This window comes from Nitrosomonas sp., from assembly GCA_031316255.1.
Taxonomy (GTDB): Bacteria; Pseudomonadota; Gammaproteobacteria; order Burkholderiales; family Nitrosomonadaceae; genus Nitrosomonas.
Genome location: JALDQW010000001.1, coordinates 3,607,048 through 3,632,007 on the forward strand (window position 1 = coordinate 3,607,048; position 24,960 = coordinate 3,632,007).

At 44.2% G+C, this 24,960-nt stretch carries 23 protein-coding genes; 10 read left to right on the forward strand and 13 right to left on the reverse strand.

Annotated elements, in window-relative coordinates; genetic code table 11:
- Positions 1-16: 16 nt before the first annotated feature.
- The 3 genes from hisD to MRK00_16005 all read left to right on the forward strand — a co-directional run bounded on the left by hisD (position 17) and on the right by MRK00_16005 (position 2,650).
- The gene (gene hisD / locus MRK00_15995; GenBank protein MDR4518872.1) at positions 17-1,318 is read left to right on the forward strand and encodes a histidinol dehydrogenase; all 1,302 of its coding nucleotides are present in this window, start codon (positions 17-19) and stop codon (positions 1,316-1,318) included.
- 63 nt (positions 1,319-1,381) lie between these two features.
- A complete protein-coding gene (locus MRK00_16000) occupies positions 1,382-2,209 on the forward strand; it encodes an RNA methyltransferase (GenBank protein ID MDR4518873.1) in 828 nt (275 codons plus the stop codon).
- Between the two features lie 93 nt (positions 2,210-2,302).
- Entirely contained in the window at positions 2,303-2,650 is a 348-nt protein-coding gene (locus tag MRK00_16005) for a hypothetical protein (GenBank protein ID MDR4518874.1), read from the forward strand.
- A 2-nt stretch (positions 2,651-2,652) separates the two neighbouring features.
- On the opposite strand, the gene uvrB is transcribed toward MRK00_16005, so the two are convergent.
- Complete coding sequence (gene uvrB / locus MRK00_16010; protein MDR4518875.1) at positions 2,653-4,683, reverse strand: excinuclease ABC subunit UvrB; 2,031 nt, start codon at positions 4,681-4,683, stop codon at positions 2,653-2,655.
- A gap of 83 nt (positions 4,684-4,766) precedes the next feature.
- Between uvrB and MRK00_16015 the strand changes: the two genes are divergently transcribed.
- Positions 4,767-5,963 (forward strand): pyridoxal phosphate-dependent aminotransferase, encoded by a 1,197-nt coding sequence (locus MRK00_16015; protein ID MDR4518876.1) that lies wholly within the window; start codon positions 4,767-4,769, stop codon positions 5,961-5,963.
- 20 nt (positions 5,964-5,983) lie between these two features.
- Here MRK00_16015 and flhC read toward each other — a convergent pair whose 3' ends face one another.
- The 3 genes from flhC to MRK00_16030 form a co-directional block, all read right to left on the reverse strand.
- Positions 5,984-6,520, reverse strand: coding sequence for a flagellar transcriptional regulator FlhC (gene flhC, locus MRK00_16020; protein ID MDR4518877.1), 537 nt, complete (start codon positions 6,518-6,520; stop codon positions 5,984-5,986).
- 29 nt (positions 6,521-6,549) lie between these two features.
- Positions 6,550-6,873 carry a flagellar transcriptional regulator FlhD gene (gene flhD, locus MRK00_16025; GenBank protein ID MDR4518878.1) on the reverse strand — a complete coding sequence of 108 codons (324 nt, stop codon included), beginning with the start codon at positions 6,871-6,873 and terminating at the stop codon, positions 6,550-6,552.
- Between the two features lie 305 nt (positions 6,874-7,178).
- On the reverse strand, positions 7,179-8,897 hold the full coding sequence (locus MRK00_16030; GenBank protein MDR4518879.1) for a GGDEF domain-containing response regulator: 1,719 nt from the start codon (positions 8,895-8,897) through the stop codon (positions 7,179-7,181).
- Positions 8,898-9,242: 345 nt separating this feature from the next.
- On the opposite strand from MRK00_16030, the gene pyrC reads away from it, so the two are divergent.
- The gene (gene pyrC, locus MRK00_16035) at positions 9,243-10,298 is read left to right on the forward strand and encodes a dihydroorotase (protein ID MDR4518880.1); all 1,056 of its coding nucleotides are present in this window, start codon (positions 9,243-9,245) and stop codon (positions 10,296-10,298) included.
- A gap of 34 nt (positions 10,299-10,332) precedes the next feature.
- Here the strand turns inward: pyrC and MRK00_16040 are convergent, their stop codons facing one another.
- Both MRK00_16040 and MRK00_16045 read right to left on the reverse strand, forming a co-directional pair.
- Positions 10,333-11,418 carry a GGDEF domain-containing protein gene (locus MRK00_16040; GenBank protein ID MDR4518881.1) on the reverse strand — a complete coding sequence of 362 codons (1,086 nt, stop codon included), beginning with the start codon at positions 11,416-11,418 and terminating at the stop codon, positions 10,333-10,335.
- Between the two features lie 80 nt (positions 11,419-11,498).
- Entirely contained in the window at positions 11,499-12,209 is a 711-nt protein-coding gene (locus tag MRK00_16045) for a dienelactone hydrolase family protein (GenBank protein ID MDR4518882.1), read from the reverse strand.
- A 423-nt stretch (positions 12,210-12,632) separates the two neighbouring features.
- Between MRK00_16045 and MRK00_16050 the strand changes: the two genes are divergently transcribed.
- Positions 12,633-13,226: a hypothetical protein gene (locus MRK00_16050; GenBank protein MDR4518883.1), complete on the forward strand. Its 594-nt coding sequence runs from the start codon at positions 12,633-12,635 to the stop codon at positions 13,224-13,226.
- 137 nt (positions 13,227-13,363) lie between these two features.
- On the opposite strand, the gene MRK00_16055 is transcribed toward MRK00_16050, so the two are convergent.
- From MRK00_16055 to MRK00_16070, 4 genes are all read right to left on the reverse strand, one after another.
- Positions 13,364-15,046 carry a hypothetical protein gene (locus MRK00_16055; protein MDR4518884.1) on the reverse strand — a complete coding sequence of 561 codons (1,683 nt, stop codon included), beginning with the start codon at positions 15,044-15,046 and terminating at the stop codon, positions 13,364-13,366.
- A 45-nt stretch (positions 15,047-15,091) separates the two neighbouring features.
- Complete coding sequence (locus tag MRK00_16060) at positions 15,092-15,616, reverse strand: DUF4231 domain-containing protein (GenBank protein ID MDR4518885.1); 525 nt, start codon at positions 15,614-15,616, stop codon at positions 15,092-15,094.
- Positions 15,617-15,699: 83 nt separating this feature from the next.
- Positions 15,700-16,332: a response regulator gene (locus MRK00_16065; protein ID MDR4518886.1), complete on the reverse strand. Its 633-nt coding sequence runs from the start codon at positions 16,330-16,332 to the stop codon at positions 15,700-15,702.
- A complete protein-coding gene (locus tag MRK00_16070) occupies positions 16,329-17,876 on the reverse strand; it encodes a PAS domain S-box protein (protein MDR4518887.1) in 1,548 nt (515 codons plus the stop codon). The genes MRK00_16065 and MRK00_16070 overlap by 4 nt, the downstream gene beginning before the upstream one ends.
- A 206-nt stretch (positions 17,877-18,082) precedes the next feature.
- Here MRK00_16070 and MRK00_16075 point away from each other — a divergent pair, with 206 nt between their 5' ends.
- The 4 genes from MRK00_16075 to MRK00_16090 all read left to right on the forward strand — a co-directional run bounded on the left by MRK00_16075 (position 18,083) and on the right by MRK00_16090 (position 20,006).
- Complete coding sequence (locus MRK00_16075) at positions 18,083-18,289, forward strand: DUF2934 domain-containing protein (GenBank protein MDR4518888.1); 207 nt, start codon at positions 18,083-18,085, stop codon at positions 18,287-18,289.
- Positions 18,286-18,666 (forward strand): hypothetical protein, encoded by a 381-nt coding sequence (locus tag MRK00_16080; protein ID MDR4518889.1) that lies wholly within the window; start codon positions 18,286-18,288, stop codon positions 18,664-18,666. Before MRK00_16075 ends, MRK00_16080 begins: the two co-directional genes overlap by 4 nt.
- 202 nt (positions 18,667-18,868) lie before the next feature.
- On the forward strand, positions 18,869-19,447 hold the full coding sequence (locus MRK00_16085) for a hypothetical protein (GenBank protein ID MDR4518890.1): 579 nt from the start codon (positions 18,869-18,871) through the stop codon (positions 19,445-19,447).
- Positions 19,448-19,463: 16 nt separating this feature from the next.
- Complete coding sequence (locus MRK00_16090) at positions 19,464-20,006, forward strand: hypothetical protein (protein MDR4518891.1); 543 nt, start codon at positions 19,464-19,466, stop codon at positions 20,004-20,006.
- A 27-nt stretch (positions 20,007-20,033) separates the two neighbouring features.
- Here the strand turns inward: MRK00_16090 and MRK00_16095 are convergent, their stop codons facing one another.
- The 3 genes from MRK00_16095 to MRK00_16105 are packed head-to-tail and all read right to left on the reverse strand — an operon-like array spanning position 20,034 to position 24,646.
- Positions 20,034-20,804 (reverse strand): N-formylglutamate amidohydrolase, encoded by a 771-nt coding sequence (locus tag MRK00_16095; protein MDR4518892.1) that lies wholly within the window; start codon positions 20,802-20,804, stop codon positions 20,034-20,036.
- A gap of 12 nt (positions 20,805-20,816) precedes the next feature.
- The gene (locus MRK00_16100; GenBank protein MDR4518893.1) at positions 20,817-22,448 is read right to left on the reverse strand and encodes a gamma-glutamyltransferase family protein; all 1,632 of its coding nucleotides are present in this window, start codon (positions 22,446-22,448) and stop codon (positions 20,817-20,819) included.
- A complete protein-coding gene (locus MRK00_16105; GenBank protein ID MDR4518894.1) occupies positions 22,448-24,646 on the reverse strand; it encodes a M20/M25/M40 family metallo-hydrolase in 2,199 nt (732 codons plus the stop codon). Before MRK00_16105 ends, MRK00_16100 begins: the two co-directional genes overlap by 1 nt.
- Positions 24,647-24,960: the final 314 nt, after the last annotated feature.

Sequence of the window (24,960 nt, forward strand, 5' to 3'; positions counted from 1 at the left end):
ATCCGGATATCTATTCATGGTTCAAATAAAACGACTCAACTCGGTTGACAGCAATTTCAATCAAGCCCTGCAACAACTACTGGCATTTGAAAATGCAATGGACGAATCGATAGACGCCACCGTTGCGCAGATTCTGGCTGAAATCAAAGTTCGCGGTAACGAGGCGCTGATTGAATACACCAATCGTTTTGATCAAGTAAACGTGCATTCAATGACGGAACTGGAGTTAACTCAGGAGCGTTTGCAGCGCTCCTTGTCGTCTTTACCGGTTGAGCAACGCCAGGCGCTTGAAGAGGCCGCAGAACGCATCAAAACATACCATGAAAAACAGGTTTCCGAGTCCTGGCATTATCATGAACTGGACAACACGATGCTTGGTCAAAAGGTCACCGCTTTGGATCGGGTTGGACTTTATGTTCCCGGCGGCAAAGCATCCTACCCGTCCTCAGTGCTGATGAACGCCATTCCTGCGAAGGTCGCCGGTGTCAAAGAACTCATTATGGTGGTGCCAACGCCTCGCGGCGAAAAAAATGACATGGTGCTGGCCGCAGCAGCAATCAGTCAGGTTGACCGCGTTTACACTATAGGTGGTGCACAGGCGGTTGGCGCACTGGCTTATGGCACCGAAACTATCCCACAGGTCGATAAAATAGTCGGCCCAGGCAATGCTTATGTCGCGGCTGCCAAACGGCGCGTCTTTGGTATTGTCGGAATCGACATGGTCGCAGGCCCATCTGAAATTCTGGTAATCTGCGATGGAAAAACCAATCCGGACTGGATTGCGATGGATTTATTCTCCCAAGCCGAGCACGACGAAATGGCACAATCCATTGTGTTGTCGCCGGATGCCGCTTTTTTGAACAAAGTCATGCAAAGTATCGATCGACAGATCGAAGCCATGCCCCGCAAGAATGTCATTCGCACTTCTTTGGAAAACCGGGGCGCCATAATTCAGGTTCAGGACATCGAGGAAGCATGTGTGATTGCCAATAAAATCTCCCCCGAACATCTGGAACTTTCAGTGGACGATCCTGAGTTATGGGTTGAAAAAATAAGACATGCCGGCGCCATATTTATGGGCCGGCACACCTGTGAAGCATTGGGAGACTACTGCGCCGGTCCGAATCATGTGTTGCCAACTTCACGTACTGCACGCTTTTCATCGCCGCTCGGTGTTTATGATTTCCAGAAACGCAGCAGCCTCATTCAAGTTTCTGCGCAAGGCGCTGCAAAACTAGGCAGAATCGCATCTATACTGGCAAACGGCGAAGGATTGCCGGCACATGCCAAATCTGCAGAATATCGCTACACCTCATAGCAAACACTATCCGACAAATCAAATGGTTTTTCCATTTCGCTGAAACTCTTCAGATAACAGAACATGCAGCGGATAACATCGACCGAGCATACTTATGTCAAACAACTGGTTAAGCTGCAAAAATCAGCCCGGTTTCGAAGAAAATCGGGAGTCACAATTCTGGACGGCATACACCTCATACAATCATATCTTTCTGCTTATCATGTACCTTCAGGACTAAAAAGCCTTGTCATCAGTGAATCCGGACAAAAAAACAAGGAAATCACAGCAATACAGGAAGCTTGCAGCCGACATCACGAAACACAGTTTTATTTCGCGACCGACAATCTCTTTCAAAAAATTTCTTCCGTAAAAACACCTACCGGCATACTCGCGTGCGTCGCTATTCCAGAACCAGATAATCCATTCATTCTCGCAAACAATTGCCCAAATTTCTGTATCTTACTGGAAACAATTCAGGATCCCGGTAATTTAGGCACCATAATCCGCTGCGCCGCAGCAGCCGATATTACCGATATTTTTTTATCACAGGATTGTGTGGATGCCTGGTCACCCAAAGTGCTGCGCGCCGCTATGGGCGCACATTTCTTTCTAAACATTTATGCTGATTGCAATCTTGTAGAGATTGCCAATTGTATTCAAGGCCAGGTATTAGCCACTTCACCCTATGCATCCAGAACGCTTTACCAGATGAATTTGAATAACGCTGCCGCTTTTATTTTCGGAAATGAAGGCACGGGTTTATCAAATGAAATCCTGCATGCGGCAGATGAAATAATCTCTATTCCAATGCCTGGAAAAACCGAATCACTTAACGCCGCTGCCGCTACAGCGATTTGCTTGTTTGAAAAAGTTCGTCAGGACCAACAGGTTTATCACTCGGAATCATAGCTCTTCAAAATAGATCAACTGAAAACCCGATTGGAACTTACAATCGTTGCGGTGTATCATTATTGGTTTCGTTCATACACAAATGGAGAGATAATGAGATTTATTGTTGTAACAATCATGATTGTAATATGTGGTCTGCTTTTTTACCCCTTGAATGTACTGGCGTTACATCATGAAGAGAGTCGTCCCGTTGCAGCCGGCAAAGAATACCCAAATGATGAAGGCAAGGTTTTAGAGATTCTGGACACAACGGGGTATACCTATATGGAACTGGAAAATGGCGACAGACGTTTCTGGATTGCAGCACCAACGACAAAAGTCAATCTAGGTGATCATATTCGCTTTGTGGAAAGTATGTCGATGGAAAACTTCACCAGCAAGACCTTAAATCGCACATTTAGACGCGTAATTTTTGTATCATCCACCATGATCAAAAAATAAATTTACTCGATCTCAGCCGTCCCAATAAACAACTGATTCTTTAGTCGTTTGATTTCATCCCGACAAGTTGCGGCCTGCTCAAATTCCAGGTTCTTGGCGGCTTTCAACATTTGCTTTTCGAGACGTTGAATTTCCTGGCTGATCTGACGTTCATCCATTGACTTATACTGTGCCTCTATTTCGCTGGCTTTAAGTTTTCTCTGTGCCGTATCCAGACTGTAGACGCCATCAATCAAATCCTTAATGCGCTTGTGTACAGACCGCGGCGTGATCTGATGCCGCTGATTGAATGCAAGTTGTCTTTCACGCCTGCGATTGGTTTCATCAATCGCAACTCGCATCGAGCGGGTTATCCGGTCTGCATAAAGAATTGCAGTCCCGTTAATATGACGGGCTGCCCTGCCTATGGTCTGGATTAAAGATCGTTCAGAGCGCAAAAAACCTTCCTTATCCGCATCGAGTATCGCAACCAGTGAGACTTCGGGGATATCCAGTCCCTCGCGCAACAGATTAATGCCCACCAGCACATCGAACTCGCCCAGCCTCAAGTCGCGAATAATTTCAACACGCTCAACGGTATCAATGTCTGAATGCAGATAGCGCACTTTAATTTGATGATCAGAAAAATAATCGGTCAAATCCTCAGACATGCGCTTGGTCAATGTCGTCACCAGCACACGCTCATTTTTGGCGACACGCAGATTCACCTCGGACATTAAGTCATCCACTTGAGTTGTAACTGGACGGACTTCTATAACCGGGTCAACCAGCCCTGTCGGTCGCACCACTTGTTCAACCGTTTGCCCGCTGTGCTGATGTTCGTAATCTGCCGGCGTTGCGGAAATAAAGATGGTCTGCGGCATCATTTTCTCAAATTCCTCGAACTTCAGCGGACGGTTATCCAGTGCGGAAGGCAGGCGAAAACCATACTGAACCAGATTTTCCTTACGGGAGCGGTCGCCTTTATACATGCCGCCTATTTGCGGTACTGTCACATGACTCTCATCGATAAACATCAATGCATTTTTTGGCAGATAGTCTATTAATGTGGGCGGTGGTTCTCCGGGTTTTTTTCCAGAAAGATGACGTGAATAATTTTCAATTCCTTTGCAGAATCCCAATTCATTGAGCATTTCTAAATCAAAACGGGTACGCTGTTCAAGGCGTTGCGCTTCGACCAAATGATGATCCTGGTAGAAATAGTCCAGCCGTTCCCGCAGCTCGGCTTTAATGGTTTCCATGGCGCGTAAAGTCGTACTTTTCGGCGTCACATAATGACTCGAAGGATATACGGTAAAACGCGACAATTTCTGCAATACACGGCCGGTCAATGGATCAAATAAAGATAAATCATCGACTTCGTCATCGAATAGTGATATCCGCACGGCCGCTTCAGAACTTTCAGCCGGATAAACATCCAGCACATCTCCCCTGACACGGAACATTCCGCGTGTGAATTCGATTTCATTGCGCTCGTACTGCATCTCGGTCAGGCGCTTGATAATTTCGCGCTGCGAGTATTTTTCATTTACTCGCAAATGCAGAATCATGCCATGATAATCGACAGGGTCGCCGATACCGTAAATACACGAGACTGTCGCCACGATTACAGTATCTTCGCGCTCCAACAAGGACTTTGTCGCTGACAAACGCATTTGTTCGATATGCGCATTAATACTGGAATCTTTTTCGATAAACAGATCCCGCGACGGCACATAGGCTTCGGGTTGATAATAATCATAATAGGAAACAAAATATTCAACAGCATTTTCCGGAAAAAATTCACGCATTTCTGCATAAAGCTGCGCGGCTAGCGTTTTATTCGGCGCAATCAGAATCGCCGGGCGGCCCAGTCGTGCAATTACATTTGCAATGGTAAACGTTTTCCCTGAACCAGTTACACCCAACAAAGTTTGATATGCGAGCCCATCATTAATACCCTCAATCAATTGTGCAATTGCAGTTGGCTGATCTCCAGCGGGTTCAAACGACTGATGTAATTTATATAAACTATTGGGGAAGGTTTCAATCACAGGTATAATTTTAGGTCTGAATCATCTTTTGATCAGCATATTCTAACATGCTGGTCTGCATATTTTAGAGTGAGGAATCTGTTGTGGAACTATCTAACCGCGTACAAACCATAAAACCTTCTCCAACTCTTGCTGTCACGTCTAGGGCGGCACAGTTAAAGGCGGAAGGTAAAGACATAATCGGTTTAGGCGCAGGCGAACCGGATTTCGATACACCGCAACATATCAAAGATGCAGCTATTGACGCCATAAATAAAGGACTGACAAAATACACTGCGGTCGGTGGAACTCCTGGTCTGAAGAAAGCCATTATCGCCAAGTTCAAACGTGAAAATAACTTTGAATATGAAGCCAAGCAGATTCTGGTTTCGTGTGGCGGCAAGCAAAGCTTTTTTAACCTTGCTTTAGCCACGCTCAACCCTGGCGATGAGGCTATTATTCCCGCTCCTTACTGGGTATCCTATCCCGATATCGTCTTGATCGCTGAAGGCAAGCCGGTTTTTATTGATGCCGGCATCGAGCAAGGCTTCAAGATTACAGCGGAGCAACTCGAAAAAGCGATTACGCCCAATTCTAAAATGTTCGTTATTAACAGCCCCAGCAATCCTACGGGTGCTGTGTATACACTGGATGAGCTTAAAGCGTTAGGAGAAGTTTTAAAAAAACATCCGCAGATTTTGATTGTCACTGATGACATGTATGAGCATATACTGTTATCTGATAATCAATTCGTCAATATTTTGAATGCTTGCCCTGATTTATATTCTCGTACAATTGTTCTAAATGGTGTATCCAAAGCTTATTCGATGACTGGATGGCGAATTGGTTATTGCGGTGGCCCCGTTGAAATAATTACCGCAATGGAAAATATTCAGTCTCAAAGCACTTCAAACCCAAGCTCTGTTTCACAAGCAGCTGCCGAAATGGCGCTTAATGGTGATCAGTCTTGCATCAAACCGATGATAACGGCTTTCATTGCGCGAAATAATTTTGTCACCACTCAACTGAATCAGTGTAACGGCATTCAATGTTTAAAATCGGAAGGCGCTTTTTATGCATTTGCAGATGCACGTAAAGCAATTGAGAAATTATATTCCAATGAAATTATTCAGCGAAACAATGACTTGACATTTTGCGAATACCTGTTAGAAAAATCCGGCGTAGCAGTAGTCCCAGGCTCTGCGTTTGGCAGTGAAGGATATATGCGCTTATCTTTCGCCACCTCTATGGAGAATCTGGAAAAGGCGCTTGATCGTATAAAACAGGCTGTGAGTGGGTAGATTCTTCGCTCACAGCACTATTAATGCATGCTCGATTCGGCTGCCTTCTTGGTTTTTCCTGCACGGGAAGGAATATTACATAATCCACAGACATGGTTGGAATGAATATCAAGCGAATGTACTAAAAACTTCCCACCACATTGTACACAAGGCGTTATGCACAATACTTCGCTTTCTACAAAGCGGATCAATGTCCATGCACGTGTAAGACTTAGCACTTGCTCGAGTCCATTTGCCTCAATATGTTCCAGATATAACTTATAGCTTTTAATTAGCGCATCAATTCCTTTAACATCAGAATTTATGGTTATAAAATTATAGATATTGATAAACAACGATGAATGCATGTTGGGCTGCCAACTCATGAACCAATCCTCAGAATACGGCAGCATTCCTTTAGGTGGAGACACCCCCCTGATTTCCTTATAAAGTTTCACAAGCCTTTCACGACTTAAATTAGAATTGACTTCCAATACCTGTAAACGTGCGCCTAATCTGATTAATTCAGATGCCAACTGAATCTGTTTCGCTTCAGTCAGTATACTTCGATTACGCATTTTATTTTTCCTTAAGAAAGGCCAAATGTTTATGAAATTGCCTCAGCAGGTTGCCCTGCCATCAATATTGCAGCATGCGACTGTGATACTGCACTATTATCGTCACGATTATTCCCCGATAGCAATTCCGCAATTAAAGCATCATTGAATCGAAAACGACAAAGCAAACTATTTGAAGAAGCCATTTTCAATAGCTGACTTGTGGTCAGTTTTTCAATAATATCCGCAACATCCTGATTGATACCTAGACGATACATCGCCGCAACTTTATCTTCACGTAACAACTGTTGGGCTAATAGCAAATAACCTAAATTGATTTCTCTAATCTCATCTAGAAGCTGCTTTGTCTCCATTTTAAACTCTCCTGTTTAAAAAACTCAACAAACGATACAATACAACGAATAGGTGATAATTTTCAATCTTGGTTGGATATAAGTAAATGGAAACTCAACTTAAACATGATTAGGAAAACACCCAATCACACTGTAAGAATTTTTCCTACATGTATAAGAGAAACATTTAAATTTAATAGGTTATTATAAATAGTTAATGCTGTTTATTGGGAAATAACAACATTTTCTAGTGGTATTCCTAATATTGGATTAATTATGGCAGAATAAGATGATTACAGGATTCTGAAAACCATAAATAATGAAGATCAAGCGAGTGTTCCCGTTTTCCGCTGTTCAAGCAATTTGAGGAAATCTTCAGCATTGATTGGCTTACTGATAATTTTACCTTGAGCATAGTCACATTGTGCTTCATACAATAATTTCAACTGTTCCTCTGTATCAACATTTTCAGCACTAAGTAAAAATCCCAGTTTTTTTGCTAACGCATTAATTGCAGTAACTATAGCAAAGTTCTCCGTATCTGGACCAAGATCTGAAGTTAATGAAGCATCTAATTTTAGACTTTTAATAGGTAATTTTTTTAAACTTTTAATTGACGAACCGCCAATACCATAATTATCGATTGAAAACTGCACACCCAGATCACCCAGTTCTTCTAGGCTATTCGTATTAAATTCAGTTTGTTGCAAGAAAGACTCAGCTATCCCTAACTCCAGCAAATAAGGAGGAAGTCCAACTTCGCCGAGAACTTCCTTGACATTTTTTACAAACTGGCTTTGATCAAATTCAATGAATGAAATACCCACCGTAATTGATAGCATCTCATATCCTATTTCATGCCACAGCTTGGCTTGTATGCAAGCTTGCTTTAGCATCCATTTCCCAATATCGAGTGTCAATCCGTTTTCGTATACAAGTGAAAAAAATTTGCTCGGTGACAACAAACCAAATTCAGAGTGATTCCACCGCAATATAACTTCTGCTCCCTTTAAGTTACCCGTTTCAATATCAATGATGGGCAGATAATATAAAACCAATTGATTGTTTACAACCGCTTTTCTTAATGCTTCCCCTTGTGCTAAATATCTTGTTGAAGTTTCTCCGACCTTATTCATAAAATACCGGCAACTATTGCGACGCATATTATAGGGTTCAGATAGCGTATTCTCAGCATTTGCAAGCAACTTCGATATAGTGTTGCCGTGCGTCGGGTACACACTGACACCAATATTAAGTGTCGCATAAAACACAAGATTGTTGATCATAATAGGTGTCGAAACCATTTTCATGATCCGGTCTGCAAATTTTTGAATATCTTCTAAATTGTTAACATCGCTATTAAAGAATGCAAATTTACTGCTTTCAATCCGAGTCACCAGACATTTGCTGTTCGTATATACGGACATTCGATACGATAGCTGTTGAATCAACATATCGCCAACATTATATCCATAGGTACTATTGATATAAGGAATACGGCCTATTTTTATGAAATAAATTGCTGCCAATTTATCCGGGTCAGTCTGTTTGGATAATATGTCGGCCACCTTTTCAGAAAATAAATTCTGCTTTGGAAAACCTGTTAAATTATCGAAATATGCGAGGCGGTAAATTCTGCTTTCAGCTTGCAATTTTGCCCGTCGGGTTTCAAAATCTTTCAGTTCTCTTTCAATTGAGAGCGCAAGCCGGACAACATGACCTTTACGAATGTAATCATGCACACCATGATGAATTGCCGAAATGGTCATATCATCATCTATTTCATCAGAATAAATGATGAACGGAATGTCGCGGCCAACTTGTTTCCAGATTTCAAGCGCATCCATAAAGTTGAAAGTATGCACCTCATGGTTGCAAATAAGAATATGCCAGTCACACTCATAAAATGCAGCCCTAATTTCTTGAACATCCGCTATTGCCCTGTAACTTGTTTTGATATTCATCTTTCCCAGATCGGTGCCCAAAAGAGTGGCATCTGTTTCCGAGTATCCGACTAATAATATCCTCAAATTATTTCGCAACATGATTTGTTTTAAAGTATTTCTTCATCTTGCTTTTTTACGTCCTAAAAGAAACAAACTTTAATAAGGCGCAACGATTCAAGAAAAACAAATTGCCTGCTCCTTCATTTTGATACGTGCATATATTTCGTTAAATTTTTTACTCTCGAAAATGATTGAATCTTTGTTAATATACTAATAATGAATTTTTGTCGGTTGCTTCACTCAATCGTTTGAACGCCTTTCTTGAATTGACAATACAATAGCCATTCCTGAGAACATTACAATTAAAGTAAATTCTATAACAATTTATCAACAGCCTAAATAAATACACTTTTTGGATCATTCAGTCAATCTTGACCCCAGTTCATGAAAACACTCATAGCGTCAGAAACAATCACAATTACCCGTCCCGACGATTGCCACTTGCATCTGCGCGATAATGAGCAGATGCACGCCGTTCTACCCTATTCCGCCAGACAATTTGCACGCGCCATAGTCATGCCCAATTTAAAACCCCCTGTCGTAACTACCGACATGGCACTGGCATACCGGCAACGCATTTTGGCAGCACTACCGGAAAACCTCAAAAATAGTTTTGCACCATTAATGACCCTTTATCTGACAGACAATACCAAACCGGAAGAAGTCATTCGTGCAAAAAAAAGTGGCGTGATTCACGGTGTAAAACTGTACCCTGCTGGCGCAACAACAAATTCCGATGATGGCGTGACCGACATTGCAAGCTGCTATGCCACGTTGGAAACACTTGAAAAAATCAATTTGCCATTATTAGTGCATGGCGAAGTCACGGATCCCGCTGTTGATATATTTGATCGTGAAAAAGCGTTTATTGACAGGGTATTAGCGCAACTTGCGCAACGTTTTACAAATTTGCGCATTGTATTTGAACATATCACGACCCAGGATGCCGTTGATTTTGTTTCGACCACTTCTGATAACATTGCAGCCACCATCACCGCGCATCACTTGCGCTATAATCGCAACGCCATTTTCCAGAATGGCATCCGCCCACATTATTATTGCCTGCCCATTCTAAAAAGTGAGCTGCACCGTCAGGCACTCATCAAAGCTGCCACCAGCGGCAATAAAAAATTTTTTCTTGGGACTGACAGCGCACCGCATGCACACAGTATGAAAGAAACTGATTGCGGATGTGCGGGCATTTTCACCGCCCATGCCGCCATCGAATTGTATGCAGAAGCTTTTGAGCGCACCAATGCCCTGGACAAATTGGAAGCATTCGCGAGTTTTAATGGCGCCGATTTTTACAACTTACCCCGCAACACATCATTGATCACACTGAAAAAAGAAAACTGGAAAATTCCTGGAAGAATTAAGTTTGCCAACGATACGTTAGTTCCGCTGTGCGCAAACGACACACTCGAATGGAAATTGATTTGAAAATTATAAAATACTCTTTTTACGAACAAAAAAACTAGAAAAAATCAATCGATCCTGCTTCTTGTTGCTCAACGATATGGCCACTTTCCAGGAGATCTTCATGGAAATGCATCTGGTTCTTTCCATGAGCTTTCGCATAATAAAGCGCTTTATCAGCACGACCGATAATTTCAGCGGCAACCCGTTGTTCTCTGCTGATAAATGTAGCGCCAATGCTGACTGTAACGGTTTTCATTTGTGGAAAGTTGTAATTCTCGATCACCACACGGAACCGCTCCAGAACAATCTGTGCTTCTTCTTTATCCTGAACACGAAAAATAGCCACAAACTCCTCGCCCCCAAAACGAAAAAGTAAATCTTTGGCACGAAAATTTTGCTTCATGATGTAAGAAAGCAATAGCAATACTTCGTCGCCCATAATGTGACCGTAGCGATCATTGATCAATTTAAAATTATCAATATCAATAATGGCAAGACAGAATTTTAGTGCGTCGTCGTGTAGTTTTCGTCTATTTTCCCCACTCCAAGCTTGTTCATTCCGGTGATCAGAATTAAATGACAGTGCCTGGATTTTTTGAATACTCTCTTCAAATGTATGGCGGTTTAACAACCCGGTCAATTTATCCTTCTGATTTTCGTCCAGCAAATTACGAAAATTATGCGCAATACTCAGCAGGCTTGTTATGATCAGCATCTCACTCTCAGTTAAATTATGAGACAACTTGAACGAGAGCAAACGCTCTATCTTACCGGCGCCGAAAACCGGATAAACAATTAAGAATTCATCATTTTGTACGTTGATATGGGGTTTGCCGGTAGTATTGATCCATAATTGCGCAGTATCAATTTCTTCAGGTATTTTGATTTCAGAAGTATAAACTTCCCGGGTTTCCGAAAGCTGCTTTCGATTACCCTCTTCTATGCATTGCGTTGAATAAGTCATTAACCAGCAACTCGTATTTGCTTGATTTAACTTGTACATCGAAATCTGTTCAATTTTTAACAGTTCAGCCATTGTCTTAAGCAGGCTGACCTCAAACAAGTCAATGTCTCGTATCGTCGTTAAACTGACCAATCTGTTCAGTAGAGAAGGCACTCTTTTTTCTTTCTGATCGTTCATTTTGGAGGAATCCTAGATCATGCGCCAATTTTCAAACGAGGAAGGTATGACTTAAGCAATTAAAAGCTGCCTTGTGATCATTAAAATAGTTCATCCAAGAAATTTGCAACAGCCTGATAGGCCCTATTGGCTGCGGTTTCTTTATAAACTGTACCAAAATCAGGATTATTAGCCACCGGATTGGTAAACGCATGCATTGTACCGCCATAAACATGCATCTGCCAATCCACCCTGGCATCGGTCATTTCCTGTTCAAAAGCAAGCACCTGTTCCGGGGGCACCATAGGATCGTCATGACCATGCAAACACAAAACTTTTGCGGTTATCGATTCATTGGTCACATTTCCCGGTGCAAAGATACCATGGATACTGATCACACCTTTCACATCGGCACCGGAACGCGCCAATTCCAATACACACATACCGCCAAAACAATACCCCATCGCTGCGATACGCGTTGCATCTACTTGTGACAGACTGCGCACGGCTTGTACAGCTGCATTGATTCTTTGTCGTAAAAACGCTCGGTCGGAAGCAAACGGGCTCATTAACGCACCGTTACCTTCAATATCACCATCCCGGCCAAAAATTCCTTTTCCGTACATATCGAGTGCAAAACCAACATATCCCATGGTGGCAACTCTTTCTGCGGCCTTGCAGGCAAATTCACGACGCCCGCTCCAATCATGCGCAACGAGCACAGCGGGCTTGGGTATCCCCGTATCTTTATAGGCAAGAAAACCTTCTAACAACGTATCGCCGTCCTGGTAATCAATTTCTTGTGTAATCATATCGTCTCAATCCATTATGCGATCACGCATTCAATAATCTATTAATTGGATATCTCCCGTACTCAATATAAGGTTATTCAATTGTCCCAGTTTTGCCAAGCGTTTTAAAGCATATTTTTAAATAAACAATTTGTTACCAACACAACACTTTGATAACATAAGAAAACTTAAAGCTACCAAAATATCTAGATACCAGAATACAAATATTTGCAAAAGATACGTGCAAACGTTAGATGACTTCGCTATAATTAAAACATGGGAAATTTATACACATGTATATTCTCAATATATATGATTTTGGGTTATTCGATATCCAAAAATCAAACTATGTCACTGTTTGTTAAGTGACAACTCAAATCACTGACCAACAAGAACAAAAGTGATTTATAAGATAAGATAAAGATATAAATAAGGACAAACAAAATGAAGCCTCAAAATAACAAATGGTTCTCGACAGCACTAGCAATTATTGTTTTATTATGTACAGCGAGCTTGGCCTTTGCTGATAGCGTAACAATCAAGCGCGATCGCATTTTCATCGCCGACGGGGGATTAATTGTAAAGAATCTACAAACCGGCGCGCTCAACCAATGTACGGCTCCGCCATTACTTGATCCGGCAGGTAACGATGTCACTAATTTACTTAACACAGCGACTGATGTTGTTATTAAACACGATTATGCGATTGTCACAATCCATCCATTGGATAGTGAAGGCAATCCTTTCGTCGACACCGTCACTGTTGATGTGGCCCACTGTTTTGAAGTTAAAAACGTTACCGTCGATCAATGTATTTCTACAGTCGATATCCGCCAGGGACTAATGATCATTCCATGTGTTGAAGTGAATGGTTCATACGTAACCGTGCATATGGATCGTCGCGGTCATTCAGATAACTGGGAAGTTACCTTTCTCGGGGCAAATATCCATATGAATGACTACAACAAACACCAGTATGACGATGACCACCATGATGATGACGATCATCGTAATCGTCGCGATCGTCATGACAACTAACTGTATTAGAATCAGAATATAGGTATTAAGATGGCGCGGTCAAATCCCCGACGATTGCGCTATCTTGATATATGCCGGTACGACTACTGGGTCAACGTAAACTGCGCCTAACCCATCTGGCTTCTCCGGCAAATATTTTATTCAGACGCACCGCAAAGCCACGGCATGAGTGCATCAGCCGGATCCACTGAAGCAGGAATCCTGCACACATTAATCACAGCATCACAGCTTCCGGTTGCATTCTTTTTATTGCTGGATTGTTCCCATGCCTGCTGCAATACATGCGACAGAAATTCCTGATCTGTAGTCTGATCGACAATCAACAAAATTCGATTCAACGGCACAACACTGACCAGTGTATTCAATTCGTGAATACAGCCAGGTTTTCTGACTGTAAAACTTCTCAAATCCATTAATACAGTATTTTGTTTGCCGACCAGTGCGGCCAAAGCCTGCTTCCAAGTATCTGCAAAGCAAAACAACGCATTAATCCGAAAACGGCCATCGAAATCTTTTCGAGTTTCCAAGGTCGCCATCCGTTGCTGCAATGTTTTGTCATCGTGAATAAACTCTTGCCTTAGCTGTCCTGAGAGAAAAGTCAGAAACTCATGCGGTTCAATCGTCGCTGCTGCGAGATCGGGGCCCGCGATTAACTGCACATGCCCCATATACCGCCATCGTTGGGAAATAGCCTTAAACAGCGCCTCGCTCTTTTTGCCTAACGAAAAAACACGCAGCACCAACAAGGGTCTTGCCACAAAAGAGCTGACGGCTGCATATTTCATGCCCAACCGGACAGTGAACACAAAAACCGCGAAAGCTATCAACCCTGAAAGAAACCAGACAAGACCCTCAAATACCAGATTAATGGCATAATAAAGGGCGAAGATCAGTATCACAGAATCCACTGCCAAAGACTGATCGCTAACCACTCTGGATTCATACGCCCGCCGGACAAATCCAAGCAGCATCCATCCAATTCCGGAAAAAATAACAAAGCCGACAAGCAGAATGCCGATGAAAATTCCACTTGTATCGAGCGAAGTCACCTCACCCAACTGAATAAAGAAACCCAAAAGCAAATCGCTCGCACCGGTCACCCCCAAGACGAACAGACTGCCCGTGATCGCGGCAAACATAAAAACCCATACCATCGGCCCCACTGCACGTATGCGCTGGTTCATGAACGCCATCAATAACAGCGTGGGCGGCAGATTATACGTTGCCCAGACGATGAAAAGATCCACAGATCCCATATGTGGATTACGTATCAACACAATGCCATTAATTATCAGAAAAATAATGAAATAACCGACGATGTATAAGATAACGCGTGTTGAAACAGTCGTCGTCAACAGATTAAATACCAGCACCGCAGGCCAGAAAAAAATGTAACCCATGACGACAATTTGCATCATGACAATCTCGTCGATACCGGAAATCACATAGGCCAGCGCCATAATCAATGCAAACATAAAGCCCGCTAACAAATGAATTCCTGCGGCCCGCCGGAATAGCGTGGAAAACTCCCGCCACAGTGCTTTCCCGGTATCGGGATTATGCTTTGCATCCACGAAATGCAGACGCAGTCGTGATTCGCCAACCTGAGTATCTCCATGTATTTTCGAAATTGGCTCCGGATATTGATCGTGCGATTTGCCAGGTTGATTGTGACCGATCCGCTCAGACATAATCCGGTTGACCGCTCTACGATAACGCCAGAGCAACACTCCGGACAACGGCAGCGCCAGTACAGCGGAAACAATCAGAATGAAAGGCAACTGACCCGTCAATAATGTGACAAAAAAATCATTCTGCATTTTAGTGTTATTACCGTGCCGTTCTATCCACAAGCATAGCGGTGATTATTCCGCAACGGTTTTGGCTGGCAGTTTTTGTTCATTATTTGCAGCATCCCGATGCTGCCAGAAAAGCTGTTGTTCCTCGGCAATAATTTGTTCGGTCTGTTCAACAAAACGCCGATAAGCCTGTTCCTCGTTGTCCATCTCAGCATACGATCCAGCATTATTGATATACAAACGATATTCGCGCTTCATACTTTCCGAAGCCTTGCGATAACTTACCCATGACTCTTCAAATTTGCCGATACGATCAATACCTTTAGCCAGTGTTATAATTAAACCCAGAAACGCTGTCAGCATTGCGATCACACGCGCACCGACATCGGTATCTACCGGCACCAACTGAACTACAGACACCAGCGCCCCGGAACCAATCACCACAACACTTAGAATCTGTCCCCATTTCTTATAGGAAGTCGCTTTTTTACTATACCACTCGCGCTGACCGTTTAAATGAACCTGAAAATATTCATCCGCACGTTGCTGCCGCTCAGTGGTTAATGCCGGCAAAACAGAGGTCATTGTCATCACACACTCCTTCTCTCTTTGTTTGTATCGCAGCAGTCCCGTTTTCTTTGCATCGTTCATTCCGGTTGTCACCGTAGGAATCTTCAATTCGACAGCCGATGCTTCTCCAAATCGATTTCATTCACAAATTGCGCCAGTTCCAGTAAATTCGTTGCGCCCGACTTTTGCATGACATGACTGCGATGAATTTCTACAGTACGATGACTAATACCCAGATGCGATGCGATTTCCTTGTTCGAAAGCCCCTGAACAATCCATCTCAGGATTTCTCTCTCGCGCTCGGTCAATTTTGACAACAACGATTGTACATTATGATGATGCTGACTTGCCTGCATCAGTTTCTCACATTCAGCAAATGCCAAACGGACACATGCAATCAGTTTTTCTCGGGTAACCGGTTTAGTCAGAAAGTCAACGGCGCCCGCCTTGATTGCTCTGACGCTTTGAGGAATAGTGCCATAACCGGTTAGAAAAATAATCGGCAATGTACATCGGTTAGCAAGCATCTCCTGAAGTTGCAATCCATCCATACCCGGCATATGGATATCAGCGATAAGGCATCCCTTTAGCTGCGGTCGACACTGCTCAAGAAACGCTTCCGCACTGTCAAACACCTTTACAGCAATCGCTTCTTGCTCGATCATGAGCATCAACGAGCGGCGAACTGCGGCGTCGTCGTCAACAATATAAACCGTAAAATTTTCCGGGGTCATCATACGAAAGGCAGCGTAAAGTGGAACTGCGCGCCCTGCCTGAAATCGGGGTCAACCCAAAGCTGTCCGCCGTTTGTCTCAATCAAAGAACGACTGATCGACAAACCCATGCCAAATCCCGTCGGCTTGGTGGTAAAAAAAGGCTCGAATATTCTGCTGATCACTTCAGGATCAACACCCGGACCGTTATCACTGATCGTTACCATTGCGGTGTTCTCGCTCCCCAGTGTTTTCACTGCAATGGAAATTTCCGAATCGGCGATATCCGCCGCACGCATAGCCTCCACCGCATTCCTGATCAGATTCACCATAACTCTTTGTATTTGCGTCCTGTTAGCTTTTACAGCGGGAAGATCCGGTTCCAGATCCAGTGTTAAATGATACGCTTCGTAACCATCGCTCCGTACCTGCAACAAGGTGTCTTCCACAACACGATTCAGATTCACGGCTTCAGTCTCTACTTCACGGCCCTGTAGAAAACTAACCAGCTCATAGAGTTTTTTCCCGGCAAGCTGGGCCTGATTAAAACACCCGTCAAACGCTTCTTTGGCTTGATCATAGTCAACGGGTGAAACGCTTAACGCCCGATGCGCAACTTCGCTGTATGCAGAAATTGCGGTCAACGGGGAATTAAGCTCATGTGCAATAGCGGCAGCTGTAAGAATAGCAACTTGCTGATTAAACAGCGCCTCGGTTTCATTCCGCTGCTGCTGAAGCGACAATTCCAGCGTTTTTCGTTCAGTGATATCGCGCGCGATACCGACAATTCTTTTTGCCAATCCGTTTTCAAATTGCGTCTGACCCAAAGTGGCAATCCATCGCTCCGAATTATCCGAAGAGCGTAAAATACGAAATTCTGAACGGCATCTACCTTCCTTATCAGGATTGACAGCTTCGTCAAATACTTTCCGGCATTTAATCCGATCGCCAGGATGAATCGCTGCAAAAAAATGTGCCAGCGTCATGATTTCTTCTGCCTGATTCCACCAGAGTTCGCGCATGCGTTCATCGCAGTAAATTCGGCCGTTGACACAGTCGATATCGAAAATGCCCGCACCTGCTGCCTGCTTGATCAACCACAGACGTTCTTCGCTCTCACGCAGTGCATACTCAGCCTGCCGACGCCGGTCCAGCACGATGAAAGTCACCAATACACATACCTGCTCATGGTCATTTTCGTCGACTGTTACTGGACTCAAACTGATATTGACAGCAATTTCTTCACCGTGACGATTTAAAATGATCAGCTCACAGGAATTACCCATAGGTCTTTTTCGTGGTTCAGCATTAAACCGTTTTCGATGCTGGCGGTGATGTTTACGGAAACGGTCTGGCATAAGATTTTCCACAAGCTGACCACATATTTCTTCCTGCGCGTACCCAAACAAGCGCAACGCGGCAGGATTGGCAAGTACGACATGTCCCGATGAATCAACCAGTAACATGGCATCGGCAACTGCATTAAACAATTCCTCAAAACGGATGCTATCGATCAGTTCATTCCTTGACTGTTCAGTAAATAAGTTTTCACAGGTTGTACGGGCCATTCAGGTTTCAAAAAAAACGCAATCAAATCATGTCAATAAACGTTACCGGGCAAAGACTTCAAAGCCAAAGATAACCCTATAAGTATAAACCCGTACGTGTCAATACGTATTCTTTTCTTCAACCCGCAAGTATAGACTTGAATAAAAATTCCAAATTATTCAAATATGCTTGGACATCGCAAGCGGCAATTCAAAAGGAGCCTTAGATGGATACAATCGAATCTCAATCTAAATCCAGCAACAGCAGGTCAACGGCAAAGCGCACGAGGACCAAAACAAAATCCACCAAAAGCAAATCTGATATGCAATCTTTAATTGCGGTTGCGGCCTATTACAAAGCCCAGGCCCGCGGATTTACCCCCGGACATGAACTGGATGACTGGCTGACCGCAGAAAAGGAGATTAAGCAATGAATATGCAATTTAGAAAAGCATTGAAAACACCACATGACCGTCTAAAACGCAGTAACGAACAAGGCAATCCAGCTATTTTCATGCTTTCAGACAATGGCATGATACTGGAATCAAACAGTAGAGGACAAATGCTGCTCGGATATACAACGAACAAAATGCATATTTCAAAATTAATTCCTTTTCTATCGAATATCGAACTTGTGGAAAAAGAACACGAACGCGTTAACCCTTATTTACGCTTTCTTTCCCGAATTGGCCACCATTTCGAAGTAACCAGCATAACCGGCAGGAATTTCTCCGGCGAACTTTGTTTCAGTGACATCAACCATCGCGATCAGCATCTTATCATTCTTATGATCTACCCTATCTATCATTAATCGTTGATGTAATCTCGATTTCAAGCCATTGAATTGTTAAATAAATGAGAAATCAAGAGTAGAAACAAATATCGAGTGACACAGGCAATTTACAATTTTATTTCTAAGCTGACGTGAGTGCTTGTCAGTCAACAGCCGGGATTACAGACTGAAAATCATTTTTTTAAGACGTTAATTACAATAAAAAACAAGGAAACTACACATGATACCGAGACAGAAAAAAAGTTTGATACTTTGCCTTTCAATTGCCGCTGCACTTGGTTTTAGCAGCGTTACCAGCGCCGCACCGCAATGGTGTATCGATAGCGGGGGACCTCCGTGCAAAGGTGGACCAGGCGGCGGTGAAGAGGAAGCAGGGAACAATCTTTCTTTGCCGGCAGTGTTGACAGAATCCTCAACATTTATTGATGCGTACTGGAATCCACCAGCAGACCCTACACTTGGCGTACATTATTCTTATGGTTGCAACGTACCTCAGTCGGTGGGTCAGTTCAACTACCCGAATACTTCTTGTGTGGATGATGTGGAGAAACCGAGCGTCTATCTGGATGCAGCTGCGTGTACGGCACCCGGCGCATCTTGTCAAGGTGAAGCTGTCTCACGCATATTCTGGCAGAAAGTCACGGCAAATGATTGGTCAGCTGATCAAGATGGCATCAACGCCCCTGAAGAGGTCGCTTATGTTGACTGGGGTGATGCGCTTGAAGCAGTATTATCAATGAACGTGCGAATGGTGCTTGATTATTGGAAAATAACCAAAAATTCGGCAAAAATGCGTTAGAACAAATTTGCCGTGAATGGAAAAAACCAAAGATGGACAATTGCGGCTGCGCACGCGTGCGGGTCTACAAATTCAGTTACGCAATGCATTTCATGACGAGCCTGCGGCTATTGGCGCACTGTTACGTGAGCGCTGGATAAACATGGAATGGTTCAGAAACCGTTTTGAAATAGAATCGCCGTCGGGTGAACGCATGTGTCTGGAGCCGGCAATGGAAATAATTCCGGGGCAGCCATCGGCCGACGCCTCCCCTTTACTGACGAGAACGGTCAGTTATTCGTCCGGTATCAGGACGGTTTCCAGCAACAGTTGCAAGCCTTGCGCACACGACATGATTCAGTTGCGCGATCAGGTTCGCACCCTGCTGCAAACGCAATTGCAGTTACACACGGATGGCACAATTTCAGTCCAGAGCGCAGGTGAATTACTCCGTTACCGTTTGGAAGCAACACTGCGCTTGAGCAACAGACTTGATCAACCCGGTTTTTTTATCGAGCAGAACCGGTTGTATTTCCGCTATCGGGACGGGTGGGAACAAGAGTTAGTTCCATTATCTTAATGGTGCGATGCAATTCAAACCGGGTCATCAAGCAAAAAAAAGCGCAAGCGCTTCTCTGAATTTGTATCGAAATTCAGCGATGACTTGTAGATTGTTCCGGATGGCTTGCCTGTCAAGCCATCCAGTTTCAAGATACAGCCCACGGTTTAGCTCAATCTGAATACACGGCAGCGGATTATTGCCGTAACACCGGGTTATATACCCCCCGGCAAACGGTTGATCTATCGTAACCTGCTCTTTTTTGAGATTAAAGGCGCGGCATATTGCGCGGGCCATGTGCTTTATCATGGCAGAACTACAACTTTGCCCATGACGGCTGCCCAGACAAATTGCCGGTCGTTCAACACCCGGATCAGGACCAACCACTGGACCGATTGCCTCCATGGAATGACAATCGAGCACTAATTCCAGAGTGTTATTCTGCGCGAGAATCGACTGTATTTGTCGATGGTATGGATGATAATAATTTTCCAGTAGCATGCTAACGAGCCGCTGATCATGCCATATCTCCTTACGGTAGATTTGTACGCCGTGACAGCTTTGGCTCTTGACAATGCCATCCCGATTGGCCGGCGGCAAGTCCGTCAAAGCACGATTCAGGTCAACAAAAACGCGCGCAATCGATGTTTCGACAACAAAAGCGACGTCATCCTGAATACCGTAGATTTCACGTGTGTACGCATCGCTGTCAGCCAGCATATCGTGTTCTGAAATGACGACAAAGCCGTCGAGTTCCGGCGGGATTTGATCGCCGCCATGCGGAATAGAAAGTAAAACGGGAAATGGCGTCATACCCATCGTCTTTTATATTTATATCCCGCCAGCAAGACCGTCCCTCCTGATTTCGGCCACGCCTTGAAACTGTTCATTGGTCTGACATTTGAGCACGGCATGCACGGCGCCAAGGTAAAAGGAATACGGCTCGCGCAAATCCATTTTGTACCCCACAGATTGCAGATAGTCGATTACTTCTGCCGGGAAACGTTCAGCTTCGATGCTTAATGTGCCGCCAACGGAACAGTGAAATCTCGGATGTGCCATCGCTTTGCTGATCGGCATGTTGCCATCGATAATATGACACAAGAACTGGCTCATCGTGGAAAAAATCCGTGCGCTGCCCGGACTACCCGCCACTAGCCATAATTTGTCTCTGTAAAAACAGATAATCGGCGCTACAGAACTCCACGGTATCGCATTCGGACGCAAATAATAAGGGTGAGAAGGATCTTTAAATTCAAGCGAGCTCATGTAGTTGTTATATAAAAACCCCAGCCCTGAAGCTGCCACTTTGGAACCGTAGACAAGTTCAATCGACTGGGTAATGCCAACAGCGTTACCTTGATTATCCATCACTGAAAGATGCGTGGTGTCGTTTTGTATCGGAAAGATATCGCTCAACGGCAACGTGGTATCTATGACATCGCAGATCGACGCAGACAGTTTTTTGGCGTAGCTGCTGCTCAGCAGTTTCTTGTCATCCGGCAATTGCGGATAAACATTGGGATCAAACGGACGCTCTTTATGATTGAGCAGTGCTTTCCTGAATGCTTCTGCGATAAAATGAAACGATTTTGGGTCGCGCTCCCGCAACAGCTCCGGCGGAAGATACTTCAGCACCTGCAATGTTAACAGCAACGTTCTGCCCGCCGAGGGCGGCGGACAGGTATACACTTTGACACCGCGATAATTTCTGCGCAACGGTTTTCTTTCCACGGGCCACGGGATATGCGCAAGATCCTCCGCTCTTAAAAACCCGTCATTTTGCCGCATATCGTCATCAATCTGTTTGGCGACAGCACCTGTATAAAACGCCTTGATGCCATGCCAGGCAATTTTTTCCAGCAATCTGGCTAGATCGGGTTGCTTAAAAAAATCACCGACATCATAAGGCTGTTTACCATCCTTGAGAAAATATTGTGCGCCAGAACATCCTGGGGTCTTTAAAAAATAGTCCAATTCACGTTGTTGCAAATCATGCTGCAACTGCGTAATCGCATAACCTTCTGACGCAATTAGAATGGCCGGTTTCAGTATTTCCTGCCAATCCAATGAACCATAACGAAAATGCAGATAACCGAGTACTGCCGGCGTACTCGGTACAGTTGTTGCGCGATACCCTTTTACCAGCTCTCTACTGTCGGAAATCTGGTCCAGATGTGCCAGCGAAGGCACACGGCTTGAGCCATCAATGGCAATCGTTTTGCCCTGAAAATGCAATATCGCATGCGATTGCCCACCCATTCCGCTGGCCTGAGGCTCACAGACGCTCAATGCAAAGGACGCTGCACAGGCGGCGTCAATCGCATTGCCGCCCTTGCGCAACATCTCCACACCCGCTTCAGTCGCCGCAGGAAAAGCGGTCGAAACCATTCCATTTTTCGCAACGGCACATTTGCCGTCTTCGGATGGGACAAACCGCCCTTCAATCTTATCCAGTTTCATCAGGCGAATTTTTTTCCGATTTTGTAAATCAGATAGGCCAATAGCACACTGCGGTCGATCATACTGTCGCGCACGATATATTTATCTTTCGATCCATAGCCACCAGTCCTTGGTCCCAACCCGTCCACCGCGGCCGTTCCTGGCGCCACATTGGCTAACACAGAAGAAATACCAACGGCTTCTATAGCAATGTGCACCTCAACGGCTTTCGCGATTTTCTCTATCTGCTCATAAAACTGCAACGAATTTTCATTGTGCAAAAACGGTTTTCTCTGCGCCCCTTTGGTGATATTTACTCGAACAGCCGTTTGCGCACGGGATTCAAAAATGCGTGTGACCTGATCATCCAGTTTTTTGCCTTGTTCAGGGTTCTTGTAGCGTAAAACAAACGACAGTCCAGCATGATACGCAGGCTGATCCTCGTTGCTGCGCGTCTCCAATCCTGTCAAGGTGACATAAACACCGTTTTCTTCCGAGTTTAATTTTTTCAGTTGACCGATCTTTTGCGCACAATACAAAACAGGATCGTTTTCATCCGAAAAATACTGAATATGCGCTTTACTTTGTATACGGTTGATCTCAATATTAAAACTGGTCGAGCCAAAGCTTGCGATCATAATTTCACCACCGAGCCCGGCCCCATTCAACCCCAGCACATAGTCGGATTTCGAAGAGAGTTCATGCATAATCTTGCGCGATGCCCCGCCGCCCTTTGAGTCGTCCGTTATAAATAACAAGCCCACTTTAACGCGCTTGAGTGCGCGCGTAAAACGCAATGCTTTTAGCGCGCCTAACAGGATCGCGATCCCACCTTTTTCCCTTGCAACACCCGTGCCGTAGATCCGCCCCCGTTCTTCGGAAAACGAAATATAATCTTCGTAATCTACCGGATTATCGAGGTTACCGACGATCAGCACGTCATTGGTATCCTCGCCATGATTCGAAAAATAAAGCACATTACCGACTTCGGACATCGGAAACACCTGCCGGTCAAAACCCAAACCGGACAATTGACCTGAAATCCATCTTCCCAGTAAATTGACGCCATCGATATTCTCGATAAATGAATTGATATCCACCATTTTCGACAAATAGTCTTCCATGGTATCGATATTGCTGCGCAAAAAACTTCTGAGTCTGACACGCAAGGGATCTTTTCTGGCTTTTGATACATCTTCCTGCCGGTTTAAAGCGGAATCCTTAAATTCCTTACCGAAATAACGTTCCACGGCGACATCAAGCATGCGGTTAATGAGGGATTCATAGGTGTAACCTACAGTTTTTGCGGCATGTACATAAGTACCGGTCATACCCAGACTGGCCATTGAATTTAATTCAAGTATGTACAGATTCCCTTCCCGGTCCATGCGAAAATCAACGCGGCAAAAATCGAAAATACCCAATACCTTGAACGTTTCTTTGGTTAATCTGCGTAACTCATTGGCAAGCTTGTCGTCGATTTTCGCAGGGCAAATTTTATTTTTGGGTTTTTTTAGTTTGTCTTCCAGGCTTTGAATGCCAAACGGATCGCCTTCAAGATCGATTTCCACAATCGGAAAGATTTCTGGATCCTGGTTACCCAGTAAACCGACAGCAAACTCCCTGCCCGGAATAAATTGTTCGACCAGAACAGGTTGCTTGAACTGATCGACCAGCCCGGCAATCGCAGTTCGTAATGAATTCATATCATGAATCACCTGAATGCCAAGCGAAACCGCTTCCATTTTGGGTTTGGTGATAACGGGAAAAGGCAACTCTTCTTCAATCTGGTCTGCATTATGAAAAACCCAGTAAGGCGCTGTCGGCAAACCGGCTGCCTGAATCATCACCTTGGTGGTTACCTTGTCCAGTGCAATACCGTGACCAGCAGGGCTTGAACCGACATAAGGAATACCGAGCATTTCCAGCAGCGAAGGAATATGGGTATAACGGCTGACACCCTGGATGCCGTAGGCCATGTTAAACACCATTCCGGGCTGATCGCCCTGCACCACGCGCGGCATAAATTCCTGCAACTGCTCGATGACATGGATATTGCCGTCGATGATGCGGACATTATGGCCCCCTTCTTCCAGCGCCGCAGCAACGCGCTCAACCGTTTTGGGATTATACGTCTCCTGATTCTGAGCCCCAAAAACATTGATGACTCCTTCTCCTTCGGTTTTTTTGCGCTTATTGAAAATAACTGCAACTTTCATACGACTGTCTCCATAATAATATCCATGCACCGAGTCAACTGGAAACCATAGCACTCAGCTATTCATTACAAACACTTCAATGAATCCGCTATTAGCTTTGCCGGGAAAGACTGGAATTCTCTGTATTGTCAATCAGTCCATACCAAAAAAAACGGGAAGTGTTTAACACAGGGGAATTCGCCAGAATATATCCAGTTAATCAATAGCATAAATTTCAGTTGCAATTTGCGCTCTGGATTTAACGCCTCTGCAAATTAATTCTACCCAAATTCGATGCCTTCCGACGCGGTATTTCAAAAAAACCCCAAAAATTG